Origin of the sequence: Pseudomonas sp. NY15374 (genome assembly GCF_048068255.1) — a bacterium.
GTDB lineage: Bacteria > Pseudomonadota > Gammaproteobacteria > Pseudomonadales > Pseudomonadaceae > Aquipseudomonas > Aquipseudomonas machongensis.
Window position 1 is genome coordinate 504034 of the sequence record NZ_JBLUPZ010000003.1, and the last position, 13253, is coordinate 517286.

12 protein-coding genes are annotated in these 13253 nt (G+C 60.1%); 5 read left to right on the forward strand and 7 right to left on the reverse strand.

Going from position 1 to position 13253, the window contains the following annotated elements; translation table 11 throughout:
* Positions 1-127: 127 nt before the first annotated feature.
* Complete coding sequence (locus ACNFHO_RS10285) at positions 128-1015, forward strand: LysR family transcriptional regulator (RefSeq protein ID WP_112897032.1); 888 nt, start codon at positions 128-130, stop codon at positions 1013-1015.
* Here ACNFHO_RS10285 and ACNFHO_RS10290 read toward each other — a convergent pair.
* From ACNFHO_RS10290 to ACNFHO_RS10300, 3 genes are read right to left on the reverse strand one after another with little or no spacing between them, the layout of a single operon-like run.
* Positions 1004-1822, reverse strand: a complete 819-nt coding sequence (locus ACNFHO_RS10290; RefSeq protein ID WP_112897031.1) for a sulfite exporter TauE/SafE family protein — start codon at positions 1820-1822, stop codon at positions 1004-1006. The two genes, ACNFHO_RS10285 and ACNFHO_RS10290, sit on opposite strands and share 12 nt — an antisense overlap.
* Entirely contained in the window at positions 1819-3099 is a 1281-nt protein-coding gene (locus ACNFHO_RS10295; protein WP_416766167.1) for an NAD(P)/FAD-dependent oxidoreductase, read from the reverse strand. Before ACNFHO_RS10295 ends, ACNFHO_RS10290 begins: the two co-directional genes overlap by 4 nt.
* A gap of 40 nt (positions 3100-3139) precedes the next feature.
* Complete coding sequence (locus tag ACNFHO_RS10300) at positions 3140-4024, reverse strand: MBL fold metallo-hydrolase (protein ID WP_054893022.1); 885 nt, start codon at positions 4022-4024, stop codon at positions 3140-3142.
* A 226-nt stretch (positions 4025-4250) separates the two neighbouring features.
* Between ACNFHO_RS10300 and ACNFHO_RS10305 the strand changes: the two genes are divergently transcribed.
* A complete protein-coding gene (locus tag ACNFHO_RS10305; RefSeq protein WP_112897028.1) occupies positions 4251-5555 on the forward strand; it encodes a sigma-54 interaction domain-containing protein in 1305 nt (434 codons plus the stop codon).
* 105 nt (positions 5556-5660) lie between these two features.
* On the opposite strand, the gene gyrB is transcribed toward ACNFHO_RS10305, so the two are convergent.
* From gyrB to dnaA, 4 genes are read right to left on the reverse strand one after another with little or no spacing between them, the layout of a single operon-like run.
* Positions 5661-8081 carry a DNA topoisomerase (ATP-hydrolyzing) subunit B gene (gyrB, locus tag ACNFHO_RS10310; RefSeq protein WP_112897027.1) on the reverse strand — a complete coding sequence of 807 codons (2421 nt, stop codon included), beginning with the start codon at positions 8079-8081 and terminating at the stop codon, positions 5661-5663.
* A 4-nt stretch (positions 8082-8085) separates the two neighbouring features.
* A complete protein-coding gene (gene recF / locus ACNFHO_RS10315) occupies positions 8086-9189 on the reverse strand; it encodes a DNA replication/repair protein RecF (protein WP_054893019.1) in 1104 nt (367 codons plus the stop codon).
* Between the two features lie 15 nt (positions 9190-9204).
* Positions 9205-10308 carry a DNA polymerase III subunit beta gene (gene dnaN / locus ACNFHO_RS10320; protein ID WP_054893018.1) on the reverse strand — a complete coding sequence of 368 codons (1104 nt, stop codon included), beginning with the start codon at positions 10306-10308 and terminating at the stop codon, positions 9205-9207.
* 40 nt (positions 10309-10348) lie between these two features.
* On the reverse strand, positions 10349-11881 hold the full coding sequence (dnaA, locus tag ACNFHO_RS10325; RefSeq protein WP_063541914.1) for a chromosomal replication initiator protein DnaA: 1533 nt from the start codon (positions 11879-11881) through the stop codon (positions 10349-10351).
* Between the two features lie 579 nt (positions 11882-12460).
* Between dnaA and rpmH the strand changes: the two genes are divergently transcribed.
* From rpmH to yidD, 3 genes are read left to right on the forward strand one after another with little or no spacing between them, the layout of a single operon-like run.
* Complete coding sequence (gene rpmH, locus ACNFHO_RS10330; protein ID WP_003253163.1) at positions 12461-12595, forward strand: 50S ribosomal protein L34; 135 nt, start codon at positions 12461-12463, stop codon at positions 12593-12595.
* A gap of 13 nt (positions 12596-12608) precedes the next feature.
* Positions 12609-13013, forward strand: a complete 405-nt coding sequence (rnpA, locus tag ACNFHO_RS10335; RefSeq protein WP_081255180.1) for a ribonuclease P protein component — start codon at positions 12609-12611, stop codon at positions 13011-13013.
* Positions 13006-13251 carry a membrane protein insertion efficiency factor YidD gene (yidD, locus tag ACNFHO_RS10340; protein ID WP_011536514.1) on the forward strand — a complete coding sequence of 82 codons (246 nt, stop codon included), beginning with the start codon at positions 13006-13008 and terminating at the stop codon, positions 13249-13251. Before rnpA ends, yidD begins: the two co-directional genes overlap by 8 nt.
* The last annotated feature ends 2 nt before the right edge of the window (positions 13252-13253 follow it).

Genomic DNA, 13253 nt, shown 5'->3' on the forward strand with positions numbered 1-13253 from the left:
TTCGCGGTGGAAACACGAGATTTTGCGCAGCCGTTGTGCGTTTTTTCACAACGATAAGTCTTTATCCGCCGCCTGTGGGAACGGGCTTGCCCGCGAACAGGCCGCCAGAACAACCGAAAGGATCAGCATGTTCGACTGGAACGATCTGCGGTTTTTCCTCGAGTTGCAGCGCAGCGGCCGCCTGCTCACAGCGGCCAAGCGCCTCAATACCACCCACAGCACCGTTGCCCGCCATATCGAGAATATCGAGAAAAGCCTGGGCACCGCGCTGTTCGTCCAGCATGCCCAAGGGTACGAGCTCACACCCTCGGGCCAGGCACTGCTCAAGCACGCCGAGGCCATGGAAAACGTCGCCCTGCTGGCGCAGGAGGAAATCACCCAGGCCATCACGCCGCTGGGCAAGATACGCCTGGGCGTTACCGAAGGCATCGGCATCATGTTCTTCACCCCGCGCCTGGGGGCCCTGTTCGAGCGCTATCCGGGGCTTGAAGTCGAACTGGTGGCGGTGCCGCGCTTCGTCAGCATTCTCAACCGCGAAGCCGAAATCAGCATTCACCTGGAACGCCCCAATGCCGACCTGCTGATCACCCGCAAGCTCACCGACTACCGCCTGGCCCTCTACGCCAGCCAGGACTATCTCGACCGAGCACCGCCGCTGCGCAACCGTGACGACCTGGCCCGGCACAATTGGATCGGTTACGTGGACGACCTGATCTTCAGCCAGGAGCTGTTGTTCCTCAACAGCTTCTGCCGCGCGCCAAACGTGATATTCCGCAGCACCAGCGTGATCGCCCAGCAGCAGGCCGCGCGCGCCGGCCTGGGCATCGCCGTGTTGCCCAACTACATGGGTCGCCACGACCCAGGCCTGGTGCGCGTGCTGCCCAGCGAGACCATCCAGCGCAGCTACTGGATCTGCACACGTCGCGAGCTGCACAAGTCGGTACGCCTGCGGGTGGTCTGGGACTACCTGCTCAAGCTCTGTGCCGAACAGCAGCACGAGTTGCTAGCCGAGTAGCGCCTTGACCGCCAGCGAGAGCGCGGCCCCGATCCCCACCACCACGAACAGTTGCTGCAGACGCGGCCCTGCCAACTTGCCGGCCAGCGGGCGAGTTGCCAGCAACCCGAGCACCGCGCCGAAGGCGAACGGCGCACCAACCTGCCAGTGCATCACCCCGCCCAGGCTCGCACTCACCACACTGCCGGTGGACACCAACGCGATCACCGCCAGCGAAGTGGCAACGATGCTTTTCATGTCCAGATTGGTATAGCGGTTCAAGGCCGGGATGATGACGAATCCGCCACCGACGCCCAGTAGGCCGGACAACAGCCCGGACAACATGCCGGTGAACGCCAGGGCGCGGGCACAGGGGAGGGTCCAGCGCAGGCGCCCCTGCAAGGGGTTGAGCACGCAAGGCATGATTTGTCGCTCACCGCATGGCGATTCGCCGCGCAGCTCACGCGCCGCCTTGCGCCAGATGCGCAGGCAGGCATACACCAGCACGCAGGCGAAGACCAACGCCAGCGGTGTATTCGGTAAACGGTGCGCCAGCATCAGGCCGAAAGGCGCACAGACGATACCGATTGCCGCAATGAACAACGCTGCGCGATAACGCACCAGCCCTTGCCGCAGGCCCAACCCGGCGCCCACGGCAGCCGCCAGGCCGACCGCCAGCAAACCGATCGGCGCCGCCTCGACCATCGACAGCCCCAGGCCGAAGACCAGAAGCGGCACCGCGAGAATCCCGCCTCCTGCACCGGTCAGTGCCAGCACAGCACCAATGATCGCGCCCAACCCGGCGCCGAGAAACTGATGCTCGATCACTTCGACGTCTCAGCGGCTAACGGCTGAGGCCGGGCCAACCATTCCCGGCCCTTGAGCATCGCCTGCCAGTAAAGCGGCGGCAGCACCCGTGCCTTGAGCAGCCAGGCCAAGCGTGTAGGCTTGCGTCCATCGAGCAACCAACGTGGAAAACTCGGTGCCAGCTTGCCGCCATAGGTGAACTCGGCCAGCACGATCTTGCCGCGTTCCACGGTCAACGGGCAGGAGCCATAGCCGTCGTAGGCAACCGGTGTCGGCAAGCGCCCAAGCGCCACCAGCACATTATTGGCCACCACCGGTGCCTGCTTGCGTGCGGCCGCTGCGGTCTTGGCATTGCTGGTGTTGATCACGTCACCCAGGGCATGAATGTTGGCGAACTGGCGGTGACGCAAGCTGTGCGGATCGACATCCACCCATCCGGAAGCATCAGCCAATGGGCTTTGCCGGATGAAATCCGGGGCGACCTGAGGCGGCACCACGTGCAGCATGTCGAACGCTTCGGTACACGTTTCGCTGCTGCCGTCGGCGAGGGTTCGCACGAAGGTCGCCAGTTGATTCGGGCCATCGACCGCCACCAGGCGCTGGCTGTAGTTGAGGTCGACACCGTACTTGTCGATGTAGCTCATCAGTGCCGGCACGTAGTCGGCAACACCGAACAGCACAGCCCCGGCGTTGAAGAACGCGGGCTTGATGGCGCCCAGCCGGCCCGCGCGCAGCCAGTGATCACAGGACAGGTACAAGGCCTTCTGTGGGGCACCGGCACACTTGATCGGCATCGGCGGTTGGCTGAACAGTGCGCGGCCCTGCTTGAGCGTCTGCACCAGCTCCCAGGTGTAGGGGGCCAGGTCGTAGCGGTAGTTGGAGGTCACACCGTTGCGCCCAAGGGTCTCCTCCAGGCCGTCGATGGCCGCCCAGTCGAGTTTGAGGCCAGGGCAGACCACCAACTGTTCGTAACTGACGGCTCGCCCATCCTCCAGCATGACCGTTTGCGCCTGTGGATCGAAGCCCACCACGCGTGCCTTTATCCACTGCACACCCCGTGGCAGGGTTGCCGCCGTGGTTCGAGCGGTGGACGACGCAGCGAACACACCGGCCCCCACCATGGTCCAGCCAGGCTGGTAGTAATGAACCTCTGATGGATCGATCAGGACGATGTCCAGCGACGGATCGCGTTTGATCAGGCTCGACGCCGTTGCGATACCGGCGGCTCCGGCGCCCACGATCAACACCTTGTGGTGTTCGGTACCGGGCGCAACGGCAGGGGACAGCAAGGCAGACATGGTATTTCCTTTGAATATTGGTCACAGAGAGCCGAATGGCTCAGAACAGGTTCAGCGGGATCTTCAGGTAGCGCACGCCGTTGTCTTCCGGCTCAGGCAACTGGCCGCTGCGCATGTTGACCTGCACCGACGGCAGGATCAGCACCGGCATGTCAAGGGTCTTGTCTCGGGCTTCGCGCATCTCGACAAAGCTGTCTTCACTGATGCCCTGGTGAATGTGGATGTTGCTGGCGCGCTGCTCTGCAACCGTGGTCACGTAACGCAGTTCGCGGCCACCGGGGAGGTAGTCATGGCACATGAACAAATGGGTCTGGTCAGGGAAGGCCAGCAAGCGACGGATCGAGCGATACAGTGTGCGGGCGCTGGCGCCGGGAAAATCGCAACGGGCAGTGCCGTAGTCAGGCATGAACAGCGTGTCGCCGACAAACACGGCAGTCTCGCCCGCATCCTCGATCATGTAGCTCATGCACGCGGGGGTGTGCCCGGGCGTGTGCAGGGCTCGGGCATGCAGGTTGCCGATGCGAAACCCTTCCTCATCCTCGAACAACACGTCGAACTGGCTACCGTCGCGGGCAAAACCAGGCTCGGCGTTGAACAGCGAACCGAAGGTTTTCTGTACCTGGGTGATGTGGGCGCCAATGGCAATCTGGCCGCCCAGCCGTTGCTTGAGGTAGGCCGCTGCCGAAAGGTGGTCCGCATGCACGTGGGTTTCAAGAATCCACTGCACCTTGGCGCCCAACGCCTCGACCTGTGAGATCAACCTGTCGGCAGATGCGTGGCTGGTACGGCCTGACTTCGGATCGTAATCCAGCACGCTGTCGATCAATGCGCAGTGCCGTGTTTCACGGTCCATGAGCAGGTAGCTGATGGTCGAAGTCGCCGGGTCGAACAGGGCTTCCACATGAAGGTTGTTGCCAATGATCATCACAGTCTCCATAACGCTGCCGCAGCTTGAACAGAGGCATCGGCAGGAACATACGCTTTATCAAGATGCATGCCAGGCCATTTCTGGCGGATAAGTCCCGCATTTGCGGGCGTTGTACCAACACAATAGTTAAAGACTGCCAGGAAGATTGGCAGTCATCTGACAGCTGCTGGCAGTGATTGGCAGTCCTTGTTAACCTCGCCGGGTAGTTTTTGCCGGTGCCCCCATGTCCGAGCTTTCCGCTGCAAACCATCCTGCCATCCTCGCGCTGGTGTCCTACCTCGAACACGATGCGCTGCCCGCCATCGTGCTCGATACCGACTACAACATTCTTGCCGCCAACGCGGCGTATCGACGCCAGTTCGCCACACAGGATCGCGCCCCCCTGGGGGAGAAGTGCCACAGGGTTTCGCACCATTACGCCGTGCCCTGCGATCAGGCGGGGGAGCATTGTCCGCTGCGCAAGGCATGGGACAGCAAGGTTCCGGAGCGGGTGCTGCACATTCATCACACCCCGCGCGGACCGGAGCATGTGGACGTCGAACTGCGCCCGATCCTCGACGAGCAGGGCAGGGTGGTGGCATTCGTCGAACGGCTGACCAGCATCACCCTGGCCTCCGCACAACCTCAGCAGCAAGGGCTGGTCGGGCAGTCTCCGGCGTTCAAGTCAGCACTCGCCAGCCTTCGACGGGCTGCTCCGGCTCAAATTCCGGTGCTGCTCCAAGGTGAGTCAGGAACGGGCAAGGAGCTGTTCGCCCGCGCTCTGCACCTGGGTAGCCCACGCGCCAACGGCCCGCTGGTGGTCGTCGATTGCACCGGTCTCACCGAGTCGCTGTTCGAGAGTGAGCTGTTTGGTTACGAGAAGGGCGCGTTCACCGGCGCGACCCAACGCAAGGTCGGTCTGGCCGAGGCGGCGCATGGCGGCACCCTGTTCCTGGACGAGATCGGTGAAGTGCCGCTGGCCATGCAGGTCAAACTGCTGCGCTTGATCGAGACCGGTAGTTTTCGCCCGGTGGGCAGCCTGCGCACCGTACACTCGGATTTCCGCCTGGTGTCGGCGACACACAAGCCGCTCAAGGCAATGGTCGCGCAGGGCGCCTTCCGTGAAGACCTGTATTACCGCATCAGCGGATTTCCGATTCGTCTGCCGGCACTGCGTGAGCGTGTCGAAGACTTGCCGCTGCTGATTGAGAGTCTGTTGCAGCGCATCGCGGGCAACGGCGCACCTCGAATCAGCCATGAAGCACTCGAGCGCCTCAACCTGCATCCGTTTCCGGGAAATATTCGTGAGCTGCGTAACATGCTGGAGCGGGCCTGGTTGTTCACCGATGATGGTTTGATTCGCAGTGAGCATCTGCTCGAAGACACTGGGGCTGATTCACCGGCAAGACATCAGTCACGCGAGTTGCATGAATTGAGGACGCTAGCACAAGCGCTGGACAGCTTTCAGGGGTCGCGCCGCGAGCTGGCCAAACAGCTGGGGATGAGTGAACGCACCTTGTACCGAAGGCTCAAGGACCTTGAAGCCTGACGCCGTTTTAACAGTGTTTCACGTGGAACATTTGTGTTTCGCACCTCTGAAAACGAAAAAAGCCAAGGCGACAGGCCTTGGCTTTTTCGTAGCTGAAGCGCGTAATCAGAAGTCCAGATTGGACACCGACAACGCGTTGCTTTCGATGAAGTCACGACGAGGTTCCACCGCGTCACCCATCAAGGTGTTGAACAGCTGGTCGGCTGCGATCGCATCCTCGATGGTGACCTTGAGCATGCGGCGCACGGTCGGGTCCATGGTGGTTTCCCACAGCTGATCCGGGTTCATCTCACCCAGCCCTTTGTATCGCTGGATGGTGTGGCGCTTGGTGGTTTCGTTCATCAGCCAATCGAGGGCCTCTTTGAACTCGGTGACTGCCTTGCGACGCTCACCACGCTGAACATAGGCACCCTCGCCAAGCAAAGTCGCCAACCTGGCGCCCAGCACGACTACCGAACGATAGTCGTTGCTGCCGAAGAACTCGCGGTTGAAGGTCACGTAGCTGGCCAGACCGTGGGAGGTAACTTCGACTTCCGGCAGCCAGATGTTGCGTTCCTTGTCTTCGCGCAGGCTGGCCTGGTAGGTCAGACCGGACTTCTGGCTGTTGTTCAGGCGCTCCTGGAATTTGCCCAACCAGGCTTGCATGGTCGCGTGATCGGCCAACTGCGCCTGAGTGACTTCCGGCAGGTAGATGAAGTGCTCGGTCAGCTCTTCCGGGTACAGGCGCGACAGACGCTTGAGCGTCTTCATCACTCCGCGGAACTCATTGACCAGTGCCTCGAGTTGAACACCCGAAACGGCTGGCGCCGATTCGTCCAGGTGCAGGCTGGCATCTTCCAGGGCCGACTGGGTCATGTATTCTTCCATGGCCTCGTCGTCCTTGATGTACTGCTCCTGCTTGCCTTTCTTCACCTTGTACAGCGGTGGCTGGGCAATGTAGATGTAACCGCGCTCGACCAGCTCCGGCAACTGACGGAAGAAGAAGGTCAACAGCAGGGTACGGATGTGCGAACCGTCAACGTCAGCATCGGTCATGATGATGATGTTGTGATAGCGCAGCTTGTCGATGTTGTACTCTTCACGGCCAATGCCGCAGCCCAAGGCGGTAATCAGCGTGCCAACTTCCTGAGACGAGATCATCTTGTCGAAGCGGGCCTTCTCGACGTTGAGGATCTTGCCCTTCAACGGCAGGATTGCCTGGGTGCGGCGGTTACGACCTTGCTTGGCCGAACCACCTGCGGAGTCACCCTCCACCAGGTACAGTTCGGACAGGGCAGGGTCCTTTTCCTGGCAGTCGGCAAGCTTGCCCGGCAGACCAGCGATATCCAGCGCACCTTTGCGGCGGGTCATTTCCCGCGCCTTGCGCGCTGCTTCACGGGCACGCGCCGCGTCAATCATCTTGCCAACGACCGCCTTGGCTTCGTTGGGGTTTTCCAACAGGAAGTCGGCGAAGTACTTGTTCATCTCCTGCTCCACGGCGGTCTTCACCTCCGAGGAAACCAGCTTGTCCTTGGTCTGCGAGCTGAACTTCGGATCCGGCACCTTCACCGAGATGATCGCGGTCAGGCCTTCACGGGCATCGTCACCTGTGGTCGCGACCTTGTTCTTCTTGGCCAGGCCTTCCTGCTCGATGTAGCTGTTCAGGCTGCGGGTCAGCGAGGAACGGAAGCCCACCAAGTGAGTACCGCCGTCGCGCTGCGGAATGTTGTTGGTGAAGCACAGCAGGTTTTCGTTGAAGCTGTCGTTCCATTGCAAGGCAACTTCGACACCCACGCCATCGTCACGTTGGACGTTGAAATGGAAGACCTGGGAGTTCACCGGGGTCTTGTTGGTGTTCAGGTATTCAACGAAAGCGCGCAGGCCACCTTCGTATTTGAAGAACTCTTCCTTGCCGGAGCGCTCGTCCTTCAGCAGGATACCGACGCCCGAGTTGAGGAACGACAGCTCACGAATTCGCTTGGCCAGGATGTCCCAGCTGAAGTGAATATTCTTGAAGGTCTCGGCCGAAGGTTTGAAGTGGATGTGAGTACCGGTGGTTTCGCTTTCACCGACCACTGCCATCGGAGCTTGTGGCACACCGTGAACGTACGTCTGTTCCCAGATCTTTCCGCTACGGCGAACGGTCAGGACCAGCTTCTCGGAGAGGGCGTTCACCACCGAGACACCTACACCGTGCAGACCGCCGGAAACCTTGTAGGAGTTGTCATCGAACTTACCACCGGCGTGCAGTACGGTCATGATGACCTCGGCGGCGGAAACGCCCTCCTCTTTATGCACGTCGACGGGAATGCCACGACCGTTGTCGCGAACACTGATGGACTCGTCCGGATGGATGATGACCGTAATGTCATCGCAATGACCGGCGAGCGCTTCGTCGATCGAGTTGTCGACCACTTCGAAGACCATGTGGTGCAGGCCGCTACCATCATCGGTGTCGCCAATGTACATGCCGGGACGCTTGCGCACGGCATCCAGCCCTTTCAGCACCTTGATGCTGGAGGAGTCGTACGTTTGATTTTCGCTCATGCCTTCACTCCCGATGGTCGTGGGTCTGGGTGATACGGCCTTGTTCCACGTGGAACAAAGCAACTGGCGTATCCGTCTGCCAGCCTTCCCTCAGTAATTCGTGATCTACACAGGTGATAAAAACCTGGCAGTGTAATTCTTCAAGCAAGCGACACAGCGCGCGGCGATGCTGATCGTCCAATTCGGACGGCAAGTCATCCACCAGATAAATACACTGACCGCGACGAACCTGGCTGACGAGGTGCCCTTGGGCAATCCGCAGGGCACAAACGACCAGCTTTTGCTGACCACGAGACAGGATATCGGCCGCGTTATTGGCGCCCAATCTCAGGCGTAGGTCAGCACGCTGCGGACCGGCCTGGGTATGGCCCATCTGCTGATCGCGAAGGAGAGAGGTTGCGAGGACTTCACTGAGGTCCCGATCCTTGTCCCAGCCCCGATAGTAGCTAAGGGTCAATCCGTCCAGCTCGACCAGTTCGCTCAGGGTCCGCTCGAAGACAGGCTTCAAGGCCTTGATATAGTTGCGACGGTATTCATCTATTTCCGCGCTGGCGAGACACAGTTCTCGGTCCCAGGCGGCTTGCGAAGCAGCGTCAAGTGTACCATGTCGCAGCCATGAGTTCCGCTGCCGCAGGGCCTTCTGCAAGCGCTGCCAGGTCGCCATGAATCGAGGTTCCACGTGGAACACTCCCCAATCCAGGAACTGACGGCGCACCTTGGGAGCACCTTCGAGCAGGCGGAAGCTGTCCGGGTTGATCAACTGCAGCGGCAGCATTTCAGCCAGTTGTGCTGCACTGCGCGCATTCTGGCCGTCGATGCGAATAGTGAAGTCCCCTTGTCGCTCGCGCGAAACGCCAAGATTGCTCGTCGCACCATCGGTGATTTCAACCTGGCCGAACACAGTACAGGTCGGCTGTTCGTACTGGATGACAGGGTTCAATCGGGTACTACGAAATGAGCGTGCCAGCCCCAAAAGGTGCACGGCCTCGAGCACACTGGTCTTGCCGCTGCCATTGGCGCCGTAGAGGATGTTGATGCGAGGAGAGGGGGAGAGGGTCACCGGGTGCAGATTGCGCACCGCGGTGACCGAAAGACGTCGAAGGGACATTTGGCCTGCTACAGGTTACAGACGCATCGGCATGACAACGTAGGACGAGTCGTCATTACCGGCTTCCTGCAGCAGGGCGCTGCTGTTGGAGTCGGCGAGAATCAGACGAACCTGCTCAGTGGTCATGACTCCCAGGACGTCCAGCAGATAGCTGACGTTGAAGCCGATCTCCAGCGAACCGCCTTCGTAGTCGACGCTGATCTCTTCTTCAGCTTCTTCCTGCTCGGGGTTGTTGGCCTGAATCTTCAGCTGGCCGGAGGCCAGTTGCAGGCGGATGCCGCGGTACTTCTCGTTGGACAGGATCGCAGTACGGCTGAAGGCTTCACGCAGCGCCTGGCGATCACCGATCACCAGCTTGTCACCGCCCTTGGGCAGTACACGCTCGTAATCCGGGAACTTGCCGTCCACCAGTTTCGAGGTAAAGGTGAACTCACCGGTGGTCGCACGAATGTGGTGCTGGCCCAGGACAATACTGACCATGCCCTCCGGATCGGTCAGCAGACGCGCCAGCTCCAGAATACCTTTGCGCGGCACGATGACCTGGTGACGCTCGGCCTGGCCGATGGGTGCCTGCATGGCGCACAGTGCCAGACGGTGACCGTCAGTGGCGACAGCGCGCAGGGTGTCGGTGGAAACTTCCAGCAGCATGCCGTTGAGGTAGTAGCGAACGTCCTGCTGGGCCATGGCGAAGCTGGTGCGCTCGATCAGGCGACGCAGTTTGCTCTGCTCCAGGTTGCAGGTGAGCGAACCCGGGCCTTCTTCCACGGTGGGGAAGTCGTTGGCCGGCAGGGTCGACAGGGTGAAACGGCTGCGGCCAGCCTTGACCAGCAGCTTCTGCTCATCGACCTTGATATCGATCAGCGCATCGCTGGGCAAGCTCTTGCAGATATCCATCAGCTTACGCGCCGGGACGGTGATCTCGCCGGGCTCAGCCGGCTCTTCCAGCTGCACGCGGCCAACCAGTTCGACTTCCAGGTCGGTACCGGTCAACGACAACTGCTGGCCTTGCACGACCAGCAGCACGTTGGACAGGACCGGCAAGGTCTGGCGGCGCTCGACGACGCCTGCGACCAGTTGCAGGGGTTTCAACAGGGCTTCGCGTTGAATGGTGAAATGCATGGTCTAGTCCCTTGCCTTCAAAGAGCTGCGCCGACACCCATCAGGTGGTCAGCGTGCGCAGCAGGTTCTTGTAGTCCTCGCGGATGTCCGCGTCGGATTCCTTCAATTCGTTGATCTTGCGGCATGCGTGCAGCACGGTGGTGTGGTCCCGACCGCCGAACATATCGCCGATCTCCGGCAGACTGTGGTTGGTCAGCTCCTTGGACAACGCCATGGCCACCTGCCGCGGGCGCGCGACAGAGCGCGAGCGGCGCTTGGACAACAGATCGGAGATCTTGATCTTGTAGTACTCGGCGACCGTGCGCTGGATGTTATCCACACTGACCAGCTTGTCTTGCAGTGCCAGCAGATCCTTGAGCGATTCGCGAATCAACTCGATGGTGATGTCTCGCCCCATGAAGTGCGAGTGAGCGATCACCCGCTTCAATGCGCCTTCCAGTTCGCGCACGTTGGAGCGGATGCGCTGGGCGATGAAGAACGCAGCATCGTGCGGCAGTTCGACCTTGGCCTGGTCGGCCTTCTTCATCAGGATCGCTACACGGGTTTCCAGTTCCGGTGGCTCGACAGCCACGGTCAGGCCCCAACCAAAGCGCGACTTCAGGCGCTCTTCCAGGCCTTCGATCTCTTTAGGATAGCGGTCACTGGTGAGAATGACCTGCTGTCCACCCTCGAGCAGGGCATTGAAGGTGTGGAAGAACTCTTCCTGGGAACGCTCCTTGCGGGCGAAGAACTGGATATCGTCGATCAACAGCGCGTCCACCGAACGGTAGAAGCGCTTGAATTCGTTGATGGCGTTCAGCTGCAACGCCTTGACCATGTCGGCGACGAAACGCTCCGAGTGCAAGTAGACGACCTTGGCATTCGGGTTCTTCTTCAGCAGGTGGTTACCCACAGCATGCATCAAGTGCGTCTTACCCAAGCCCACGCCTCCATAAAGGAAGAGTGGGTTGTAGCCGTGCTTGGGGTTGTCGGCAACCTGCCAGGCCGCAGCGCGTGCCAGCTGGTTGGACTTACCCTCCACGAAGGTCTCGAAGGTGAAGGTTCGGTTCAGGTAGCTGGTGTGCTTGAGCGCCCCTTCGACCTGAACTGTCCGTTGCTCAGTGCGCGCGGTCGCCGCAGGCGCAGGCGTCGAATCGCCCATCCCGTCGAAACCATCCTGGGAGGCTGCAGATTCCTCCACCTCACTGACCAACGCAGGTTCGGGCGCCGTGACCGGTGCGCTGGCAACCGCCGGTGACTGGACGGGGGGCTTGGCCTGACTCTGAGCCAGCGATGCAGCGACCGCGGCACTGACCGGCGCGTTAGGTGCCGCCCTCGGTGCGGAGCTACGGCGACTGCCTATTAATAAGGAGAGGGCAGGTGCAAGGCCGTTGCCTTGTTCACCCAGCAGTTCGAGCAGGCGGCCGAGGTACTTTTCATTGACCCAATCGAGAACGAAACGGTTAGGCGCATAGACGCGCAACTCGTCGCCTTCGGCTTCGACCTGTAGCGGACGGATCCAGGTGTTGAATTGCTGGGCAGGCAGTTCGTCGCGCAGAAGCTCCACGCACTGCTGCCAAAGTTCCACTGACACGGATATCCCCTGAGTTGAAAGCCGGATGAGGCAAAAACAAACCGCCATTGTACCGGGCGAGCATTCACTTATCCACATGTCGTGGCGTGTTGAGCTGTGCCAAATCAGTCATTTAGCGGCAAAAACGACCCTGCAAGTCGAAAATAAGCCCTGTGGATAACGGCACGTGAGGCCTATGCACAACCCAGGGCCCAACCCTGTGGATAATTCATCTGTGGATAAACACTACTTCCATCCACAGCTTTTCCGCGGTTCCGGCACAGCCAAAGCACCTGTTACCGACATACTTATGATTCTCTGTACAGTCGATAGCTTGTGGCCTGCAGAAGGTTATCCACAGATACTTATCCACTTAAGATCTATAAGTTCTTCAGAAAAGCTTTCTATATATCTCTCTTTTTTTTCATGTTGAGCATCTGTTCGGTGTGAATCAACTGCTCTCTCGACCAGCCAGAAGGAAAGGCCGCCTATAAGGAATGCTGGTTGGAAATTGACCTATCGTCTTGCTTTCTCTAGAATCGCCGGTCTCTTAAAAAGGGGGCCATCCCGGCCCGTTGTCGACAACCCAGGTAACACGCCATGAAACGTACTTTCCAACCAAGCACCATCAAGCGCGCGCGCACCCACGGTTTCCGTGCCCGTATGGCCACCAAGAACGGCCGCGCTGTTCTGTCGCGTCGTCGTGCCAAAGGCCGTAAGCGTCTGGCAATTTGATTTTTCGGCACAGGTGGTGAGTCAGGACTTCAGTCGGGATAAGCGACTGCTTACACCCCGGCATTTCAAAGCAGTCTTCGACTCCCCAACCGGCAAGGTTCCAGGGAAAAGCCTGCTCATCCTTGCCCGCGAGAACGGCCTCGATCATCCACGCCTCGGCCTGGTGATCGGCAAGAAGAGCGTCAAGCTCGCCGTTCAACGCAACCGCCTCAAACGCCTGATGCGCGACTCTTTCCGTCTGAACCAGCAAAGCCTGGCTGGACTGGATATCGTGATCGTCGCGCGCAAGGGGTTGGGTGAGATAGAAAACCCAGAATTGCACCAACACTTTGGCAAACTCTGGAAGCGCCTGGCCCGCAGTCGGCCCTCTCCAGCGGTACCTGCCGATTCCGCACGGGTAGACAGTCACGATGCGTAAACTGGCCCTCGTTCCGATCCAGTTCTACCGTTACGCCATCAGTCCTCTGATGGCCAGTCACTGTCGTTTCTACCCCAGTTGCTCCTGTTACGCGTACGAAGCCATAGAAAACCATGGCCTCTTGCGTGGCGGGTGGCTTGCCGTTCGTCGCCTGGGTCGTTGTCATCCGTGGAATGATGGCGGTTTCGATCCCGTCCCGCCTGCTCCTTCCTCCCGAACTTCTTCGATAGCCGAGTAATC

Coding starts and splice junctions, on each gene's coding strand:
- ACNFHO_RS10300 (WP_054893022.1), bottom strand. CDS start 4,024: ATGATCATTGGCAACAACCTTCATGTGGAAGCCCTGTTCGACCCGGCG.
- ACNFHO_RS10295 (WP_416766167.1), bottom strand. CDS start 3,099: ATGTCTGCCTTGCTGTCCCCTGCCGTTGCGCCCGGTACCGAACACCAC.
- recF (WP_054893019.1), bottom strand. CDS start 9,189: ATGTCCCTTCGACGTCTTTCGGTCACCGCGGTGCGCAATCTGCACCCG.
- rpmH (WP_003253163.1), top strand. CDS start 12,461: ATGAAACGTACTTTCCAACCAAGCACCATCAAGCGCGCGCGCACCCAC.
- gyrB (WP_112897027.1), bottom strand. CDS start 8,081: ATGAGCGAAAATCAAACGTACGACTCCTCCAGCATCAAGGTGCTGAAA.
- ACNFHO_RS10285 (WP_112897032.1), top strand. CDS start 128: ATGTTCGACTGGAACGATCTGCGGTTTTTCCTCGAGTTGCAGCGCAGC.
- yidD (WP_011536514.1), top strand. CDS start 13,006: ATGCGTAAACTGGCCCTCGTTCCGATCCAGTTCTACCGTTACGCCATC.
- ACNFHO_RS10305 (WP_112897028.1), top strand. CDS start 4,251: ATGTCCGAGCTTTCCGCTGCAAACCATCCTGCCATCCTCGCGCTGGTG.
- dnaN (WP_054893018.1), bottom strand. CDS start 10,308: ATGCATTTCACCATTCAACGCGAAGCCCTGTTGAAACCCCTGCAACTG.